16 protein-coding genes and 2 pseudogenes are annotated in these 17,975 nt (G+C 57.4%); 3 read left to right on the top strand and 15 right to left on the bottom strand.

What is annotated here, in order from left to right; translation table 11 throughout:
• The first annotated feature begins 201 nt into the window (after window positions 1–201).
• Window positions 202–1,203 (top strand): IS30 family transposase, encoded by a 1,002-nt coding sequence (locus KIN_RS21730; protein WP_159811131.1) that lies wholly within the window; start codon window positions 202–204, stop codon window positions 1,201–1,203.
• A 207-nt stretch (window positions 1,204–1,410) separates the two neighbouring features.
• On the opposite strand, the gene KIN_RS21725 is transcribed toward KIN_RS21730, so the two are convergent.
• The 11 genes from KIN_RS21725 to KIN_RS21675 form a co-directional block, all read right to left on the bottom strand.
• Window positions 1,411–2,286 (bottom strand): class I SAM-dependent methyltransferase, encoded by an 876-nt coding sequence (locus tag KIN_RS21725; protein ID WP_159811129.1) that lies wholly within the window; start codon window positions 2,284–2,286, stop codon window positions 1,411–1,413.
• Between the two features lie 43 nt (window positions 2,287–2,329).
• Window positions 2,330–3,187, bottom strand: coding sequence for a fatty acid desaturase family protein (locus KIN_RS21720; RefSeq protein WP_159811127.1), 858 nt, complete (start codon window positions 3,185–3,187; stop codon window positions 2,330–2,332).
• Complete coding sequence (locus KIN_RS21715; protein WP_159811125.1) at window positions 3,177–4,133, bottom strand: arginase family protein; 957 nt, start codon at window positions 4,131–4,133, stop codon at window positions 3,177–3,179. The genes KIN_RS21720 and KIN_RS21715 overlap by 11 nt, the downstream gene beginning before the upstream one ends.
• Window positions 4,133–5,311, bottom strand: coding sequence for an MFS transporter (locus KIN_RS21710; RefSeq protein WP_159811123.1), 1,179 nt, complete (start codon window positions 5,309–5,311; stop codon window positions 4,133–4,135). The genes KIN_RS21715 and KIN_RS21710 overlap by 1 nt, the downstream gene beginning before the upstream one ends.
• Window positions 5,308–6,177 carry a phosphotransferase gene (locus KIN_RS21705; protein ID WP_159811121.1) on the bottom strand — a complete coding sequence of 290 codons (870 nt, stop codon included), beginning with the start codon at window positions 6,175–6,177 and terminating at the stop codon, window positions 5,308–5,310. Before KIN_RS21705 ends, KIN_RS21710 begins: the two co-directional genes overlap by 4 nt.
• Window positions 6,178–6,180: 3 nt before the next feature.
• Entirely contained in the window at window positions 6,181–6,996 is an 816-nt protein-coding gene (locus KIN_RS21700) for a cupin-like domain-containing protein (RefSeq protein WP_159811119.1), read from the bottom strand.
• Window positions 6,986–8,047: a D-alanine--D-alanine ligase family protein gene (locus KIN_RS21695; protein ID WP_159811117.1), complete on the bottom strand. Its 1,062-nt coding sequence runs from the start codon at window positions 8,045–8,047 to the stop codon at window positions 6,986–6,988. Before KIN_RS21695 ends, KIN_RS21700 begins: the two co-directional genes overlap by 11 nt.
• Window positions 8,044–9,414 carry an aminotransferase family protein gene (locus KIN_RS21690; protein ID WP_159811115.1) on the bottom strand — a complete coding sequence of 457 codons (1,371 nt, stop codon included), beginning with the start codon at window positions 9,412–9,414 and terminating at the stop codon, window positions 8,044–8,046. Before KIN_RS21690 ends, KIN_RS21695 begins: the two co-directional genes overlap by 4 nt.
• Window positions 9,407–10,399, bottom strand: a complete 993-nt coding sequence (locus tag KIN_RS21685; protein WP_159811113.1) for a KamA family radical SAM protein — start codon at window positions 10,397–10,399, stop codon at window positions 9,407–9,409. Before KIN_RS21685 ends, KIN_RS21690 begins: the two co-directional genes overlap by 8 nt.
• A gap of 67 nt (window positions 10,400–10,466) precedes the next feature.
• Complete coding sequence (locus tag KIN_RS21680) at window positions 10,467–11,666, bottom strand: aldehyde dehydrogenase family protein (protein ID WP_159811111.1); 1,200 nt, start codon at window positions 11,664–11,666, stop codon at window positions 10,467–10,469.
• Window positions 11,667–12,033: 367 nt separating this feature from the next.
• Window positions 12,034–13,203 carry an ATP-binding protein gene (locus KIN_RS21675; RefSeq protein ID WP_159811109.1) on the bottom strand — a complete coding sequence of 390 codons (1,170 nt, stop codon included), beginning with the start codon at window positions 13,201–13,203 and terminating at the stop codon, window positions 12,034–12,036.
• Between the two features lie 206 nt (window positions 13,204–13,409).
• Here KIN_RS21675 and KIN_RS21670 point away from each other — a divergent pair, with 206 nt between their 5' ends.
• Window positions 13,410–14,966: an alkaline phosphatase D family protein gene (locus tag KIN_RS21670; RefSeq protein ID WP_159811107.1), complete on the top strand. Its 1,557-nt coding sequence runs from the start codon at window positions 13,410–13,412 to the stop codon at window positions 14,964–14,966.
• 274 nt (window positions 14,967–15,240) lie between these two features.
• Here the strand turns inward: KIN_RS21670 and KIN_RS21665 are convergent.
• The 4 genes and pseudogenes from KIN_RS21665 to KIN_RS21650 all read right to left on the bottom strand — a co-directional run.
• A pseudogene (locus KIN_RS21665) lies at window positions 15,241–15,480 on the bottom strand (ISKra4 family transposase); the annotation flags it as partial.
• Window positions 15,481–15,533: 53 nt separating this feature from the next.
• Window positions 15,534–16,246, bottom strand: a pseudogene (locus tag KIN_RS21660) (IS6 family transposase).
• Window positions 16,247–16,315: 69 nt separating this feature from the next.
• On the bottom strand, window positions 16,316–16,615 hold the full coding sequence (locus KIN_RS21655) for a CcdB family protein (RefSeq protein WP_159811105.1): 300 nt from the start codon (window positions 16,613–16,615) through the stop codon (window positions 16,316–16,318).
• On the bottom strand, window positions 16,615–16,845 hold the full coding sequence (locus KIN_RS21650) for a type II toxin-antitoxin system CcdA family antitoxin (RefSeq protein WP_159811103.1): 231 nt from the start codon (window positions 16,843–16,845) through the stop codon (window positions 16,615–16,617). The genes KIN_RS21655 and KIN_RS21650 overlap by 1 nt, the downstream gene beginning before the upstream one ends.
• Window positions 16,846–17,249: 404 nt before the next feature.
• Here KIN_RS21650 and KIN_RS21645 point away from each other — a divergent pair, with 404 nt between their 5' ends.
• Window positions 17,250–17,885, top strand: coding sequence for a helix-turn-helix transcriptional regulator (locus KIN_RS21645; RefSeq protein ID WP_159811101.1), 636 nt, complete (start codon window positions 17,250–17,252; stop codon window positions 17,883–17,885).
• The last annotated feature ends 90 nt before the right edge of the window (window positions 17,886–17,975 follow it).

Below are 17,975 nucleotides of genomic sequence, written 5' to 3'. Positions count from 1 at the left end.
CGCAAGGCTTTTCAGCCCTGCGATGTTTGCGGTCTCCGGGCCGCTAAGCCTTGCTACCGAAGCACCCGGCGGTGACACTTCTGCTTTGCAAACCCGGTGACATTTCTGAATGGTGTTTACATTCATTAGTAGCAGACGCGCTCTACTTCCAACTGCGACTCTTTTTAGAAAACAGTATGTTATCTGACGCGAGGAATCGGGATGGGAGCTGTCTATAGCCAACTGAGTATCACAGAACGACGCAAAATTGAACGCTGGAGACATGCAAAGGTCCCTGTTGATGAGATGGCGCGTGTATTGAAACGCTGTCGTTCGACGATTTTCCGAGAGCTGAAACGCAATCATTTCTCTGATGAATGCATGCCAAAGTGTGATGGCTACTACGGCGCAGCCGCTCAGCTGATGGCGGCAGATCGGCGGGCCCGGCAGCGAAAACTGATCAAATATCCCAAACTGCGCAGTCGGGTGATCAAGCGGATCAAAAACGGCTGGACGCCCGAGCAGATCGGCAATCGTATGATCCATGAAGGCGCGATGCCAAGGGTCTGCCAAGAGACGATCTACCGCTATATTTATTCCAAAGAAGGTCAGCGCGATGATCTCTGGTGGTATCTTCCCACGCATCGTGTCGCCCGCAGGCCGCGTCGCACCAGAAGGCGCAGAGAACCAAAGTTCCATCGTGATGTGAGCATCCTATTCCGCCCTGATGATGTCGCGCACCGTCGCCAGTTCGGTCATTGGGAAGCCGATTTGATGCTGTTCAAACAAAAGCTTGGCCAGACCAATGTGACCTCACTGGTCGAGCGTGTCAGCAGGTTCACAGTCATCCTGAAGAACCCAAACAAGCGCACCAAACCTGTCATGGGCAAGATCATGGAGGCCATCCGCGACCTGCCCCTCTCGGCACGCAAGTCGATCACGTTTGATCGCGGGACAGAGTTTGTCGGCTGGCCGCACTTGCAGGCCGAGATCGGCACCCAGACCTGGTTCTGTGATCCCTCCTCACCTTGGCAAAAAGGTACAGTCGAGAACACCAATCGCAGGCTCAGAAGATGGTTGCCGTGCAAGCGGGACATCCGCCGATGCACAGATCACGATATGAAGGTGATCTGCGATCGCCTCAACAACACGCCCCGTAAGTGCCTAGGGTGGAAGACGCCTGCCGAAGTCTTTCGCGAAAAGATGATGGAGGAATTACGATGAGCGCCCTACCCTCAGGCTAACAAGAGTCGCGCTTCAGCTATCGCTCACATTGCCTTTGAGGGTAGGGGCGCTGGCCCGACGGAGATATCTCTCCGTGCGCGTGGTGAGCTCTGGGCCGAACTTCTGGGCCCACCGATACTGGACCTGTCCCGTTTTTGTGCCGCCCCAAGTGATCGTTTAGGTCACTTTTCGTTCAAATCGAAGGAGCTACCCCGGCGCTTTCCTTACCATGATCGATTTGGCCGTCGTACTGGGGTCCGGATCACTGGCGAACTCGAGCTCGTAGGAGCGCCCAATCTCTCGGGCTTCGGATCCAACGATCATTTTGAGCGTGTTCACGGACCAGGACGATAAGTTGACGATGAGAAGGACACGCCCCCCAGGCGCCGCGACCGTGAGGCAATCGCGGACCAGCGACGGATATTCGCGCGCAAGCCGGAAGGCATTGCCTTTCGAGCGTGAGAAGCTTGGCGGATCGAGGATTACCATATCGAACTGACGCCCCTGTTTCTTAGCCAGTCTCAGAAACGTGCGCGCATCTCCGCTCCAGAAGGTGTGGTCATCGGGCTCCCGGCCATTGATCTCGAAATTCTGGCGGCCCCATTCGAGGTATTTCTTGCTGACATCAACGCTTGTCACTTCGGCGGCCCCGCCAAGTGCGGAGGCGACGCTAAAACTACAGGTGTACGAAAAAAGGTTCAGCGTGCGGGCACCGTTGCTCAGATCGGCGACCCGCAAGCGCGTGGCGGACTGATCGGTGAAGAAGCCGCTGGCGACCCCTTCGTCGCGTTTGAGCAGAAAAGTGGCTCCATTCTCGCGCGCGGTCCAAGTATCCGGGAAATCCGGGCTGCAGACCCGCTTCTTCTCGAGCGGATCACTTCCGCGGTTCACGCGGCGATTGACCAGCCAGTGGCGGCACCCATGGATATCTGCAAGCTCGATCGCAGCGGCTTGGGCCGCCTCCAATCCGCCCTTGAACGTGTCGCCGATATTGACCCAGAGACAGTCGCCAAGAACATCCGCGGAGATCTCGTCGTCGATCGGCAATTGCAATCGATAGATCGCGTCCTTGTCTTTGCGCATGGCGTCCGAAGTGTTGTTCTGTGCAAAACTGTGGCTAATTACGCTATGTAGGCCTCCGGGCAAAGTCTAAAAGCTGCCGGTAGCTTTCCCAAAAGCCCGTGCTGGTGCAGGTCCGTTGCGGGTCAGTCATGTGTCGGGCCGAGGGTAGGTTGTAGAACGGTATGCTAGGAAACTGATGATGCGTCTCGTGATGGCCGGAGTTGTGAAACAGCACGCTGCGAACCGCCCCGATCGTATTTCTGCCCGTGCCGTTGCAGGCGAAATGATCCTCGATCTCCTGCCAGTGATAGAAGGCGACGAAGACCCACAGATGGGGAAGGATCCAATAGATCAGAAATTCGGGCCAGACGCCGAAGACAATAGACAGGGCAAGCGCGGCGCCGTTCATGACCAGTCCCGGCAGCAACACCTTCAACTCCTCATCGAAGATATCCTCGGAGACGTAGCGCCAGGCGGCCGGCCCGAGTAAAGGTTCAATGAACCAGATTCGAAACGCCTTGGCTGTGGTGAAATTCTGCCGCAACTCCTTATACCGGGGAACGATCGGATCCCCCTCGGTGCCGAACTGCGTGTGATGCGGCAGGTGCCACTTGCGGTAGCCATCGACCGTCTTGAAGAACGGCCAGGCGAAGAGGGGTTGCAGCCACCAATTCAGACCGCGGGTCCTGAACAGGTTCGCATGCGACGCTTCGTGGACGAGCACCTCCCCCAGGGCATATTGCTGACTGCCGATGATCCAGATCGCGACCAGCGTCGCAAGGGGGCTGTCCAGCGTTTCGGCAAGCACGATCGCCAGACCGATCAAGAGCCAGTCCCTCGCGAGTGCGGCGATGCCCCTCATATTGTTCTTGGCGCTGAGCGCCTTGATTTCCTGAGCGGTCGGTTTGTGGTCAGCGTTCATCTGTCCTGCTCATTTGGTTGAAGTGCTTCGAGGAAATGCACATGAAGTATGCGCCCAGCATCGCGGCAAGCGATGCGGTAACGCCGCCTGGATCGCGAGGCGGACAGAGTTCGACGATGTCCATGGCTCGCAGGTTGCAGCCGGCAAGCCCGCGCAAGAGATCGAGCCCGGCCCGAGAGGTGAGCCCGCCTGTCGCATAGGTCGAGACGCCCGGCGCGAATGCGGGGTCGAAGACGTCGAGATCCAGCGAAATATAAAGCGGTGCCCTTCCAGCGATCTCTTTGATTTTCGCGGCAAGACGCTCGATCGAGCAGTGGTCCTGGTCGATCTCATCCATTGAGAAGACATGGGATGCGGCGGGCAAATCAGACCGAGCGCCGGTACGCATCCCGACATGGATCAGGTCCGTGTCCTGCAGAGCGCCGTCCGCGAGAAGCTCGGACAGTACGCTGCCGTGGTTGATGTCACCTGGGTCGAAGTCCGCAACGTCGCAATGGGCGTCGAGGACGAGGAGCTTGCCGCCTGGGTTGCAATCGAGAAAGGACTGAATCATCGGGACCGTAACCGAGTGATCACCGCCGAAGGCCAGCACACGCATCTTCGAGCCCATCCAGTGGTCGACGTGCTCCCGGACGCAGGCGGGGAAGGTCTGCGGCTTCCAGTAGGGATAAAGAACATCTCCGGTATCGACGACCGTCTGGACCATTTTCGGATCAAAACCAAAGGGCCAGACCGGATGCGAAAACACCTGTCGGCCTGCCTCGCGGATGACATTAGGGGCGAACCTGCTGCCGGGGTGATAGCTCGACCCTCCGTCGAAAGGGAGACCGACGATGGCAATGCCATCCTGCAGCTCGCCCGATATCGCCTCGGGTGTCGCATCAGCTGGCTTGGTGTTCGAGAACACCATGTCGAGCCCGTGATTGATCGATGTGCCTGTGCCCATCAGGGAGCCCTCTCGAAAGTGGCCTGACGGGGGCGCATGACGGTCATGGTTCCAAGAACCAGCACGATGCCGAACACGATGAGCGCTGACGCGGTGACGCCAGCAAGCTGATTGAGCAGGACCAATGCGATCACCATCAGCGAATTGATTGTGTAGAAGGTCGAATGCATCGCTGCCTGATGTTCTCGGGGGGTCTCCTTTTGGATCTGAGACAGGAGAACGACCGACACCTCGTAGGTAAGGCCGATCAGGGCGACGGCAACGATGAACGTGATCGGAAAGGTCACAAATTTCAGCGCAAAGAAGACGGCGAGAAACGCGACAACCATCAGTCCGAGGGTCCGCTGATTCAGATACTTGATGAAGAGCCACCCGACATGCCCGCCGATGATCCCGCCGATCCCGACGGAGAAGTCCGCAAGGCCAAAAAGCCTCGTGTCCCCTGCGAAGACCCGGTCGGCGAAGACCGGGAAGTACACATCGAACAGGATGATGAAGCTGTCGGCGATCAGGACCCAGATGAGCAGCAGCCGCAGATGGGGCTTGAGCTTGGCGAGACTGAAGTCTGCGGACACGGTCAGCGCGGCGTTGGCGGGTATGCCCCCGGTCCCGCGGGCGAGGTAGATATAGACCGCTGAGCAGAGCAGCGGCAGAAGACCGATCGTGGCGACAGTCAGGGACTGCCCAAAAGCGCCCAGATGCGCGATGACCAGGCCAGCGGACAGGCCACCGATCAGCATGGCGGCAATGCGCAGATTTCCAAGGAGCACATTGAACAAATGCAGGTGCTTGTCCAGAACGTCCATCTTGCTTAACACCTTCATCGACACCGAGATCGGCACATAGAAGCCGGTGTTCACGCAAAAGACCACCGGCAGAGCCATGATCTGCAGTTCTCTCGGCAGGACGCTGTAGACCACCAGCACCAGAAATCGGAATAGATCGAAGGCCGCGACAATCGATGCGGCATGATCGGGCCTGATCAGCCGTTTGGTCAGACGGCTTGTTATAAGGATCACAAGTTGCCCGAGCGCGATCGTGTAGGCAACCGCGGCAACACTATCCGACGACAGGTAAACCTGCCAGGAAACGAACGGCAGGATGAATGCGTTCTGGAAGGCCCGGAAGGATCCAGACAGCATCAACGCGACTGGTTTGATGACCGACAAACCACTCATGTGTGCCAAAAGTACCCTGCCAGTCGCCGGAAATACTCGAGACGGTTGTCATCGATGGCGTCACGGTCATATTCGTCGAGAAACGGTGCGACGAGGTGTGGCACAGACATCACCTCCATTTCCCAGATAGCTAGCCCCAGATCGAGGTGCCGGTCGCCGCGGCCGAGACGGCCGGTATCCAGCACACTGAACCCGCCATCGTCCCCGATCAGAAAGTTCGCTAGATTAGCCTCGCCGTGGACGAGCGTTGTCCGATCATTCTCGGGGAAATCGGCCAAGAGCGGCGCGAGATATTCTGCCGGCGATTTACCGAATGTCTCCTCGAACTCGGAAGGCACCGCACCTTCCCAGGGCCGCTCCATGTCGAGCAACAAGGTCGCATCCGCATGCAGAACCGGGAGATCGCGATGGAAGGGACACGCGCTCACGGCAGGTGATGCGTGCAATTCCCGCAGAAACCGCCCTGCCCGCCTGATTGCCCCTTCGGCGTCCGCACCCTCCAGAACGCAGTCCTTGACGGTCTTGCCGGTGCGCCATGTCGTGACGATCACCTCATGCTCTTCGCCGGCCCAGTAATCGACGACTTCCGGCGCATCGAAGAACCTTCCGATCCAGATCAGCCGGTCGCGCTCGGCAGAAAACGGGTTGGTCAGCCGCCGGACCGCCAGTTTCAGGAACAGCGCGGTATCTTCATCATCGGTGAGTTTCGCCCAGAGCTGCGAGGTACTTGCGGAGAATGGAGCCAGGGTGACGTCGCGGATTTTCAGCCTTTCAATCAAATGGGTCGGCAGGATCGCGCCATTCCTGGGTTTGAAACCACGTTCGGACAGCTCGTGGGCGAGCAGTTCATTGAGGGTCTGTGTCACCGGTCAGACCTGCTTTGCCTTGTGCGTGTTCTCGCGGTACGCAACGCCCAGAGCCGACGAGAGTCTCTGCAGCACTTCGATGGCCCGGAACCGCATGCGCTCGATCGGAGTCTGGAAGAAAAGGTTGATCGAAACGGTCGGCGACAGACCAGCGACCCAATGGACCCAGTTTTGCGGGATATAGAGGATATCCCCTTCCTCGATCACCAGGATGGTCGCAGCATCCCAGAACTGTTTCGGCATCCGGGGGTCGTCGACCGTATCGATATCGTAATCATACACGGTGGTTTCGGGATCGAAACGATCCGAACGCTTCATCTCTCGAGCCGTCTCGGGCGCAATCAGCATGACCCGCTTTCTGCCCTGGATTTGGCAGAGGAAGTTGTCTGGCCAATCCGCATGAAGACCGGTCACGGTCCCTTTCGGCCCGATCCAGCAAAGTGGCTCGACAAGACCTTTCAATTTGCGAACGTCCTGCACCATGTCGTCCGGCACGAGATGCGGGAAGTCTTTGAAGATGTTGTAGACACTCAGGTAGTATTCCCGCCCGTCCTTCTCGAACGTCTCTCCCTTGGAGATCGCCGAAATGTATTCCTCGATCGGAACCATCGAGAACGTGGGGTTGGTATGGAGGAAATTGTTCTGCTCCATTCGGACATCCTTGCCGTGGAGCGATGACAGTCGCTCGAATTTGAAGTCGTCGAAGAACTTATAGGACTCTTCACTGGCCGAAATGATGCCGGGTTTGCGAAGGTTCCCACTGGACTTGAGGTCCTGAATGGATCGGTATTGGGCAATATCGCCGCGCTCAATGAGCATTCTGAATACTCCGGTGTTCGATTGGCGGATTTTTTGTGGATTTCTTCTTGCGGGCCTGTAATCGCCTATCTCCGGCGCCGAGAATGCATTTCACAACGTCGTCGAGGCTTTGTCCGTCCAGCTTAGCGCCCAAGATGAATTCGTCATGATCGGCGAATGTCGGTGTCAGGTTCGCTTCGAGGAAAACTATTCTTCCTGTGCGCGGGTCGAGCCGGAGGTCGGTTCTGAAATAGTCCCGCGCGTGAAAGAGGCGGGACAGATCGGATATGATGCGTTTGACTGCCGGAATATGTTCGGGATGAAGTTCGCTCAGGGGCAATTGGCGACGGCGGAGATTCGTGTAATCCGCCTTCATGTCGATACAGTCGAATCCGGTTTCCGTGTCGATCACTATGGGAGCCAGCGGTGTCAGGACGCCGAGGTCATCAGTGAGCGCATTTGCCGAGATGTCGATCCCGTCGATGAAGTCCTGGATCAACACAGGACCCCATCGGTCTAGGACCTCCCCCGCGCGAGCCTTCAGAGCCTTGCCATCGGCGTGCATGGCCTGATTGTCGATGCCCCGGCTACTTCCCTCGAAGCGCGGTTTGATGAACCAGCGGATCTCGGCGCTCAGGGCGTCGACCTGGCCCAGATGTCCGGGCTCGTCGATCGCAATCGTCCGGGGCACCGCAAGCCCTGCGATACCCGCCTTTTCGACAAGCAGGGTCGCGGCGAGCTTGTCCTGCGTGAGCATGGCCGTCCAGGACCCAGAACCAAGCAGTTCGAAGCCGAGCATTTCGCACAGAGCTGGCGCCTCTGCCTCGCGCGCGCGTCCGTAGAGCCCCTGGTTGAGGTTCCACACGAGACAGGGCGTATGCTCGATCAGTGCCGTGGCCAAGTCCCTTCCGTGACCCGCGAAGATTGGCTGGAAGCCGGCCTTCTCAACCAAGTCGAACAGGACATCGAGGTCTTCTACCTTGTCGAACTCGCCAAGCTCATTCTCGGCAAAGCCGTATCTCCGCCCCTGCTCGTCCGTAACGCTCGTTATCAGTACCGCACGTCGCGTCATGCGCTGTCACCCTTGGCGCGCTGGTTTTCCCATTTGTCAAAACCCTTTGATATTCCCTCGACCAGTTCCTCAAGATCCCCTTCTGAGCAGATCAGGGGCGGCGCAATGTCGACAAAGCCATCGTCTTTGGTCGAGTAGAGGCAATTGATGATCCCTTGTTCGAAGATGCATTGCCGAAGTAACTCGATATCGTGGACCCGCGCGGGACCTTCGTGAAAGTCGACATCGACCGAGAACAGCATCCCGGTCCCGCGGAAGGCACGGATCGAGGGGCGTGATGTGAGCTTTGCTTCGATCTGGCACCGGATGATGGCCTCAGACCGGGCGGCAGCCTGAGGCAGAGCCTCGTCCAGCAGAATGTCGAGGCTTGCCAGCGCAGCCGCCGCCGGGCCAGGACGCGCGCCGAATGTGGCTCCATGGAAGAAAGTCTTGCTGTCGTCGCCGAGGAACGCATCTGCGACCTCCCGGCGGACGACAATGGCCCCCATCGCCTCATAGCCCGAGGTAATTCCTTTCGCCAGGACCAGAACATCCGGGCGAATGTTGAGCTTCTCGCATGCAAACAGAGCGCCCGTTCGGCCAAAACCGGTGATGACTTCGTCACAGATCAGGAGTGCGCCAAGATCATCGGCAATGCGCCGCAGCCGGCGATAATAGTCCCGATGCGTCAGACCCGTTCCAACGCACGTCTCGACCGCCTCGACCAGAAGTGCGGCCGGGTCAGGCGCATCGATCCCGAGGCAGTTCACCCCGCACCTGTCCGGCGTTTCGTCGAATTCGCAGATATGGCAGGAGGACGTGGGGAACTTGGCCGCGCCGCCCATCATCGGACCGAATACCTGCTTGAGGAATTCGCTGTCCGAGACCGTTGCCGCACCGAATGTCGAGCCGTGATAGGACCCGCGCCGTGACAGGATGGTCTTGTGGCCGGTTCCTTTCACGAAGTGCCAGGCACGGGCGAGTTTGATCGCCGCATCGATCGCCTCGGAACCGCTGTTCACAAAGAATATGCGCGATTCAGGCCCCATGAACCCATCCAGCGCATCCGTCAGAGCCTTCGAATACGCCGCTGCTTGAGGACTGGTGCACGAGAACGGCGAAACATAGTGGATGCTTGATGCAGCCTCTGAGGCGGCATCGAGCACCGACTGGCGCCCATAGCCAATATTGACGCAATAGGCGCCCGACAACGCGTCGAGATACCAGGTACCGTCAACGTCGCGGACGCGGCATCCCTCGGCCTTTGAAAGTGCCGTAGGCAGGAAGGGGACGTCGCCGAACCGGCTCATCTGGTAGGAATGCAACCACCCGCGTTGCGAAAACCCTGAGAGTTGGCTGGAAGGTCCGGACGCGCTCTTGTCAAGCATTTGGGTGCCTCGACATAAGCAGGTCTTTCAAGGTGTCGGTGCCGGAGGACGGATCGAAGACAAACCGCCGTTTGCTATTCTTTTCGTCGACGACGACGAAAACGGGCTGTGCCGGCCCCGGAAGCCCGGCGAGGGAGGTGAAAATTTCCAGTGACACGTCGGGGTCGACCGAGAAGTGGCCTGCACCCTGAACTGGATCGAAGGAATAGAGGTGATAGGGAACGATTCGTCGCTCGTAGCAGCCCAGTAGCAAGTCATGGATATCGGCGACCGTATCGTTGACCCCGCCCAGCAGGACAGCCTGATTGAGAAGCGGCGTTCCTGTCCGGGAAATCCGGTAGAGCGCATCCTCCACATCCGGATCGCGCAGATCATCGATGTGGTTCATATGCGTGTAGAACCAGATCTTACGGTCGGTGCTCAGGTACTCCAGCAAGCGATCATTGATCCGATGCGGCGTCAGGGACGCTCCGCGTGTGTGAATGCGAATGCTCTTGATGTGGTCGACCTGCGAGAGCCGCGAAAGGATCGGCAGTAGTTCTTTGTTAGGGATCGCAAGGGGATCACCGCCCGAGACAAGGACGTCGGAGATCGTGACGTCTTTCTCGATCTCACTGATGCTGTGCTCAAGGCCAGCGGGATTGATTGCCTGCGACGACTGCCCGACAAAATCCTTCCGAAAACAGAAGCGGCAGTAGGCTATGCAGCGATGTGTGACGATCAGGGCCGCGCGGTTGTGGTATTTCTTTATCAGGTTCTCGGTGACGCGGTAGTCGCCTTCGTTGCACGGATCCGCAGACAGCTGGTTCGAGTTCAACAACTCCTGGGCCTGCGGCTGATACTGGCGTGCAGCACGTTCGGAATAGGTGCCCTGTTCGATCCGTCTCTTGAGCGTCCCAGGAAGGAGAACTGGGTATTTTCTGCGAACTTCGGAGATCGGGTCGACTTTGTCCAAGGACGGCTCAATTTCTTTGTTCTGATTCATCTTGATGCCTCCGTGTCTGAGATACTGTCGCGCAATGCCCGCCGAGGAAAACCTGAAAAAAGGCGCTCTATAATGCGCAGCCGAACGCCTCTGCGATCTCTTGTGAGATGAGGATTGGCCGGGACACGCGCGTTCCGTTGAACTCGACGAAGCTGGCTTTCTCGCCGTAGCCGCCGAACGGTTCGTTGCCGCCTTCTGTTTCGAGCACGCTGACCGGGCCGATATCTATGTAGCGGGCCGACACCTTAGGGCTAAGATCGACGTCACCGAAGGTCGACAGGTACATCGCGGAGTCGCGCAGCTCTGGGCGCAGCAGCATTTCGGACACCTGGTCGATCGTGTCATAGCCGATCAGTAGGCAAACCGGACCGAACCACTCTTCCGGTTGCATCGCGCGGCCAATATGCTGGTAAAGCGCAATCGGCTGCATGGCCAACGAGGTAAGATCGACATGTCCCCCGTGGAAGATGTCGTCGCGATTTGCGAGCATCCTCTCCATAATCGTGCGGACTTGGTCGGGATCCAGAAGCGGGCTGACCTCTGCGGTGGGGAAGCGGTCGTGATCATCCAGTTCGGACAGAGAAAGGGCGAATTGAGACGTCCAGGCTTCGCTTTCAGCCGCTGAAACGAACATCGCATTCGGGCAGACACAATCCTGACCGGCGTTGAGCAGCCTCGCATTTACGAACTTGTCCACGATGCCGACCTTGTCACATCCCGGCCCCACGATGAATGGGTTCGACCCCGCGCCCGCGAACATGAAGAGCTGCACGTTCAGATGCCGGGACAACTCGACGGCATTTTCGTAGCGGCCGGTGAATATGACGGCTTCCGATCCGCTTAGGATGTCGCAATACTTCGTCTGCGAGACCGGGCAAATCTCGATCGGCAGCGCGACGGCTTTGGTGAGAAAATCGTGAAGACGGACGGTATCGATAAGGCTCTTGCTGGCGGGTCGGATATAGACATGCCGCGAATAGAGGCACGGTATCACGCAATGAAGCACGTATTCATACAGAATTGCATTTGGCGAATGAAACACGCCGAATCTATTTATGAAACTCGGACTCGTTCTTGAGATTTCTGCCCGGACTGTCAAAATCGCATCGAGGGATGCATCGATTTCGTGCTTGGTCGCCTTCGGGCCGTTTAGTCGTCCAAGAATATTGGCCAGATCGTCTTTCTTGGCTGAAATGAGATCAAAAACTTCATCAATGAGCTTGAGTCGTTCTGTCCTCAGACTTGGTTCTTCTATGTCTTTCATCATCTTGCTCTTCTACAACCGGAGATAGCGATAGGTGCGCTTTGCAACGAATTCGTGACATATCTCTTGGCTGTGTCGCTGCTCTCGCAGCTCGCCTTAAACGGGCGGGAATCCGCGCACCGACGGCGGCGTGAGCGAGCCAGGCGTGCCGGCTGATGTCGGGGCGAGAGGGTCGGGAGTTGCCCGCTGAGCCTCCCCAACTGAATTGGTCCAACGCTATGTTTAGGAAACGGAGGACCAAGAATGGCGAACATGCGTTGTTTCGGCTTCGGTCATGAAGCGACAATCGGACAAGTATTCCGGGCCAGTCCAGTGATGTTGCTGAATCAAATAACTCAATCTTGTTCAGAACCGTGATGGATTGGCCGACCTATTTCTCAGCGGAAACCAATCGCTCTATCGCGTCTTTCAAGGACATCGCCCGCAAGCCGTTCGAGCCGGGAACTTCCCTCTCTCCGGCATAAACAAGGATGCGCTCGGTCGCGCGCAGTTCTTGAGCTGCCATGTGGAACCCCCGCGTGACCTTCGGCGACGTCGTCCGCTTGATCTCAATCGCCCAAAGCGGACCGCCGGGAAGTTTCAGCAGAAGGTCTATCTCAGCCCCAGCTGAAGAACGATAGAAACTGGCCTCAGTCCCACGCGGTGCGGCGGCAATGAGGTTCTCGATACAAAACCCTTCCCAGCTTCCCCCAATGACAGGATGTCCTAAGAGAGCTTCGGCACTCTCAATACCGAGCAGGGCGTGGGCCATCCCTGAATCCCGAATATAGATCTTCGGTGACTTCACCAGCCGCTTGCCCGCATTTGCATGCCAAGGCGGAAGCCGCCGCACCAACATAAGATCAACCAGCAGGTCGAGGTAACGTGCAACGCTTTGCCCCGAGACACCGAGATTCCCCGCCAGCTTCGCTGCGTTGAGAAGACCACCCTGCTCATGGGCCAGCATTGTCCAGAAACGGCGCAGCGTCTCAGCCGGAATGCGCAAGGCGAAGGACGGGATATCACGTTCCAGATAGGTTCGAATGAAGTCCTCTCGCCAGGACAGGCTGGCCCGATCCGTCTTTGCAAGAAAGCTGTCAGGAAAGCCACCCCGCAGCCAAAGCGTCGACATTTCGTCGACGCTGACTTCCGATATCAGGAAGGGAGTCAGTTCGTGATAGCTCACCCGTCCGGCGAGGGATTCAGCGCTTTGATGCAGCAGCGTGTTTGACGCCGACCCCAATAACAGGAATTGCCCGGTCCGGTGCCCTGCCCTCCGGCGCCGATCTACTTGACCGCGCAAGGTTTTGAACAGGTCTGGCATAAGCTGGATTTCATCGATCACGACAAGCCGCCCCATCTGCTCATCGAGATAGAGATCCGGCTCCTCCAAGATCTGACGATCTGCCACCCGCTCCATGTCGAGATAGACAGCATCCCGGCTTTCCGCAATATCTTGGGCCAAGGTCGTTTTGCCAACTTGTCTCGGACCAAGCAGGACGACCCCTGCCTGAGCGTCCAAGGCCTCTTCGACCTTTTGTCTGTGACTACGCTCGATCATACCTTGCATTTATTCCATAATATGGAAGTTTTGCAAGGCTGAAATGCGGCGTTTGTGGGTGAGCAACCCGAAATTCGGCTATCAGATTTTGCGCTCGCTGCATTCGGAAAGTCACAAAAAATTCGCAAACACTTCAAGCGCGTATGCTCTGACTGTTACAGAGCCGACCTTTCCTGTCTTCCGTGATCGACATGAGGAGATGTTGAATGCCTTCCTTCAAAGCAAACCGCCGCGCTGTCCTCGCCTCGGGGGCCGCGTTCCTTGCGATGCCCGCGTTAAGCCGGGCCGCGAGCCGACCGGTCTTTAGCCATGGAGTTCAGTCCGGTGACGTAGATATGACCTCGGGTATGATCTGGACCCGAACAGACCGTCCTGCCCGCATCGACATGGAGATCGCCACGACCGAAAGCTTCTCAAATGCGCGCAGACTGTCCACTATGGATGCGATCCCCAACTCGGACATGGCCGTCAAACGCCTTGTGACTGGCCTGCCGTCGGACCAGGACATATTCTACCGCTTTACCGCGACGGACCTGAGTGACGGGAATGCAGTGTCCGAGCCGATCATCGGTCAGTTTAAAACGGCACCTATGTCGCGCCGCTCAGTCCGCTTTGCCTGGTCGGGTGACACTGCTGGCCAAGGCTGGGGCATCGACGACGACGGTATGGTGACATACGCCACCATGGCCGCACATCAGCCTGACTTCTTCATCCACTCGGGCGACACCGTCTATGCCGACGGCCCGATGGAAGATGAGGTTGAGCGCGATGGCCAGGTGATCTGGCGCAACACCACGCTGATCGACAACAAGCGCAAGGTGGCAGAAAGCCTGCAGGAATTCCGCGACCAGTGGAAATACAACATGATGGACAACCACGTGCAGGCCATGAACGCGATTGCGCCCACATTCATGCAATGGGACGATCACGAGGTCGTAAACAACTGGTCGGACAGCAAGGATTTGCTGAACGATGATCGCTACAGCGAAAAGTCAGTCAAATTGCTCACGGCCCGAGCCACTCGTGCCTTCCACGAAATGGCGCCCTTGCGCATCCACCCGACCGAACCTTCGCGCGTCTATCGCAAGATCAGCTACGGCCCGATGCTTGATGTCTTCTTTTTGGATCTGCGCAGCTATCGTGGCCCAAACAATGCTGCGATGAGCGAAACCTTAACCGATGATCAACGCGTGCTGGGGGCAGATCAGATGGCCTGGCTCAAGCGCGAACTGGCCAGCAGCCAGGCGACCTGGAAGGTGATCGCCTCCGACCAGCCGATTGGCCTGATCGTCTGGGACAATTTCCGCGAACAATCCGGCTCCGAAGGCATCGCCGACGGGACAAGCGGACCCGCGAAAGGCCGCGAATTGGAAGTTGTGGACCTGCTCAGGTTCATCAAGACGGGTGGGATCAAGAACACCGTGTGGTTCACCGCGGATGTGCACTACACTGCGGCGCACTACTACGATCCAAACAAGGCGCAGTTCAGCGACTTTGACCCGTTTTGGGAGTTCGTATCCGGTCCGCTGCATGCCGGGACGTTTGGACCGAATGAGCTCGACGGAACCTTCGGGCCGGACGTCAAATTCGTCAAAGCACCAGCTGAGAGTCAAGGCGTGAACCTGCCACCGTCCATGGGCCTCCAGTTCTTTGGCCTGGTCGACATTGACGGCGCAACCCAGCAAATGACCGTGCGCCTGATGGATCGCGCCGACACCGAACTTTACAAGGTGACGCTCGATCCGGAAGGCGTTGCCATTTGATGCGGAAAGCCTGAACAAAGGTCGGGAACGCGGTTTCGCATCGCGTTCCTGCGAACAGGATAGGCAAGCGCGTGCAGCTAGCGTACCATCGTCATCCGGTCCCAGTCTGCATAGTCAGGCGAGCCCTCCCAAACAATGTCGCCCGTGTAGCCAAATTCGACCATATGCGCGAGCGTGGAGGCCAGAATGACACCCTAAGCCTCTGGCAAGGCCGCGCTGGACCACAGGCGCGTGGCACCAAAGTCGGGCCGGGCGTGGACAAAACCTGGGGGTCTCACGCTGCCAACATTGTATCTGCGACTGACATGCGCCCGTCGAGAACAGCTGCTCTGGTGACGGCCACGTCGTGTGCACCTTGTGGCGACCATCGCATCCGCCTGCGTTTGCCCATGCGCGCGTTTCTGATGTCATCGACACAGCCTTCGGCGCGAGAGGTCGAGATCGGCAAGCCCCGACGATATCGCCTCCCGCAGTTGACAAGTGAGCCGGTGTTGTTTGCCAAATAAATGTAGAGATGGGTCCGTTGCATTGATCAGTTGAGTTTGTTGAGCGGCATTTCGGGTAGCTTCAGGCCGTCTTTTTCCCGTCAACAAACAGATTCCAGACAAAGGCGATTTCGTTAGCAACGCCGCGCTCACATCCGGCGAAGTGGCCTCTGCGGGTGGCGCGGAAGGTCTCGACGCCTTTGAGCACTGCCTTCGCCGAGCCCAGGCTGTGAAACCCGCGCATGGGCGTCAATCGATGCTTGAGCACTGCATGATCGCCCTCGATCCGATTGTTGAGGTGCTTTCGTGTGACATGGCGGATCGCGTCGTCGGGACCTGAGCGGGCATTCCACTCACCTATCACCTTCACGCAGCTACGGGCGTTGTCTGTGACGATTGTCAGCGGATGGTCGCAACGGACGGTGTCCGAGGCCTGACGCATGAAAGCCCTTGCTGCATTGGCCGTACGCCGCGCTGTCAGTCGGTCGTCGATGAGTTGTCCGCATTGGTCAACCGCGCGCCACAGGTAGCACCATCGCCCATTCACGCGAACATAGGTTTCGTCGACATGCCACCGAACTCCGCGCCAGCCACGATGCCAACCATGCGCGCGCTTGCGGATCTCGGGACCGAACTTCTGAACCCACCGATAAACCGTCGCCGCATCTACCGTGATCCCGCGCTTCTCGAGAAGGTTACGCACGTCCCGATAGGAAAGCGGCAGTACCACCGCACCGCCAATAGGATAACATCCTTCGGAAAACGATTGCCTTCAAACGGATCACAGCGTGGCATGGCTGGCCCTCCCTAACAGAACCATTGCACCCACAACATCGATAACGCAACGGGCCCATCGTTATTGTTTCAAAAACCTTGCATGAGCATGTCGACGGCTGCTGTGACGTTCTCAAATTCTCCATCAAGCTTTCCAACGGAAGACCTGAGTATTCCTGCCGGGACGGCCGCCATGAACTGGGTTACCATGACGACAACTTCCCCGTTTACTATGAAGGTCGGATTTAGCCTCGTGGCGGGCTTTGGCGCGCGGGATTGTGGCAGCAGTGGCACAACAACGCGTGTATTCAAGTCACTGAGAAGGTCAGTCTGAACGTCTAGGAGAAAGCCGTCACCGGTCGGGTTCAGAAAAACGCCATACTTCGCCATCAAAACTGACGGAATTTGTCGAGCGGCAGTCCGTGCTTCTCCGCATAAGAGTTAGAACTGCGAAGCGCAGCGGCATTCTCTTCTTTCCATTGCTCTGTTTTGGCGGCTGCAACGGCTTGTCTGACGCCCTCCTCGGCTGCGCGAGACAGGTTCACCTTCAGCGCCTTTGCTTCCGTAAGCAAAGAGACATCCATCGAAAGATTCGTAGGTTTTCGTGGTTGAGAATTCATGGCCTAGCCTCCTACAATGAGAATATCGCGGAACAGAATGCCCGTCAATTATACGTATGGTTCATGCGCATAATTCGGCATCCACTCCGTGTTCGTCGGCAGATGTACCGTGTTTCTACGATCGCTGTGCAGTTTCACAGTCGGTCTGACTGACGTGGTAATCTTCGGCAAGATGACGGGTAGCCTTAGTTGTTATGCCAACGAGACTGTTGCGTTGAACGCTGTTGATTGGTCGCAACCTCTTTGCCGAACTACGCTCATCATGTCATCGCCCCAGCCTTAAACACGCTCAAATCTACCTTTCAAAACAAACAGGCAGAGCCAAAACCTCCACCCTTGGAACGGTGCTGGTGGTTCAGCGGCGTATCTCTATTGTTTTCACTGAAGAGGTCAGGAGATATAGCATGCTCGAAACACAGGATATTCGCCATCTGGATCTTCCGGACGTCGAAACGGGTCTCCAGGAAATCGATGCAGTTGCCCGGTCCGGTTTTTTTCTTGCATTTAATATGTCTACCTTGGGTGCCGACTTTGCCACGACAACGTTCCCCGAGCGGTGGCAGAATTTGTACATGGCTAAAAACTACGCAAGCTCTGACCCCCTGATGATCTGGGCGCTCGGCAATGACGGCAGAAAACGGTGGTCCGACGTGACCTTCCCAGATCTGGATAATGTTCTCCGCACGGCGCGTGAGCATGGCCTTGTCTATGGTGGAATTCTCGCCGCCACGATCAACGGTCACAAATCGATCCTGTCCGTTGCCAGACCGGACCGCCAACTACATGATCACGAGATTGGTCGCCTGGACAAGATTTTCAGAGCATGGAGCACTGCGCTGTTTGAGGTTCCAGCCATTACAGAGAAGGAAACGATCGTTCTGAAGCACCTGTCCGAGGGGCATAGTATTGAAGACGTAGCTGCTCAGATCCAACTATCGGTTCCGGCGGTCAAGAAACGGATCGAAAGCGCGCGGCGAAGGCTGCAGGTCCGAACAACGATCGAAGCGGTCGCCCTTGCGATCCGGCGGGGATACATTTGACAGATGAGGTTCTCTGCTTGGAATTTGAGCAGATGCCCTAAAACTATCACCTGCTGCCGTGCCTCCAGCGCGCAGAATTTCGCCATCGGC

The sequence above is a fragment of the Litoreibacter roseus genome, assembly GCF_009811795.1.
In the GTDB taxonomy this organism is placed as follows: Bacteria; Pseudomonadota; Alphaproteobacteria; order Rhodobacterales; family Rhodobacteraceae; genus Litoreibacter; species Litoreibacter roseus.
The sequence above is the reverse complement of the archived record's forward strand: the minus strand, read 5'-3'. Positions and strand labels throughout refer to the sequence as shown.

Excerpts from the sequence above, each read along its gene's own strand:
- KIN_RS21695 (WP_159811117.1), bottom strand. The coding sequence starts at position 8,047 with ATGACGCGACGTGCGGTACTGATAACGAGCGTTACGGACGAGCAGGGG.
- KIN_RS21730 (WP_159811131.1), top strand. The coding sequence starts at position 202 with ATGGGAGCTGTCTATAGCCAACTGAGTATCACAGAACGACGCAAAATT.
- KIN_RS21700 (WP_159811119.1), bottom strand. The coding sequence starts at position 6,996 with ATGCTCATTGAGCGCGGCGATATTGCCCAATACCGATCCATTCAGGAC.
- KIN_RS21710 (WP_159811123.1), bottom strand. The coding sequence starts at position 5,311 with ATGAGTGGTTTGTCGGTCATCAAACCAGTCGCGTTGATGCTGTCTGGA.
- KIN_RS21650 (WP_159811103.1), bottom strand. The coding sequence starts at position 16,845 with ATGAATTCTCAACCACGAAAACCTACGAATCTTTCGATGGATGTCTCT.
- KIN_RS21670 (WP_159811107.1), top strand. The coding sequence starts at position 13,410 with ATGCCTTCCTTCAAAGCAAACCGCCGCGCTGTCCTCGCCTCGGGGGCC.
- KIN_RS21675 (WP_159811109.1), bottom strand. The coding sequence starts at position 13,203 with ATGATCGAGCGTAGTCACAGACAAAAGGTCGAAGAGGCCTTGGACGCT.
- KIN_RS21645 (WP_159811101.1), top strand. The coding sequence starts at position 17,250 with ATGCTCGAAACACAGGATATTCGCCATCTGGATCTTCCGGACGTCGAA.
- KIN_RS21715 (WP_159811125.1), bottom strand. The coding sequence starts at position 4,133 with ATGGGCACAGGCACATCGATCAATCACGGGCTCGACATGGTGTTCTCG.
- KIN_RS21685 (WP_159811113.1), bottom strand. The coding sequence starts at position 10,399 with ATGAATCAGAACAAAGAAATTGAGCCGTCCTTGGACAAAGTCGACCCG.
- KIN_RS21680 (WP_159811111.1), bottom strand. The coding sequence starts at position 11,666 with ATGATGAAAGACATAGAAGAACCAAGTCTGAGGACAGAACGACTCAAG.
- KIN_RS21725 (WP_159811129.1), bottom strand. The coding sequence starts at position 2,286 with ATGCGCAAAGACAAGGACGCGATCTATCGATTGCAATTGCCGATCGAC.
- KIN_RS21655 (WP_159811105.1), bottom strand. The coding sequence starts at position 16,615 with ATGGCGAAGTATGGCGTTTTTCTGAACCCGACCGGTGACGGCTTTCTC.
- KIN_RS21720 (WP_159811127.1), bottom strand. The coding sequence starts at position 3,187 with ATGAACGCTGACCACAAACCGACCGCTCAGGAAATCAAGGCGCTCAGC.
- KIN_RS21690 (WP_159811115.1), bottom strand. The coding sequence starts at position 9,414 with ATGCTTGACAAGAGCGCGTCCGGACCTTCCAGCCAACTCTCAGGGTTT.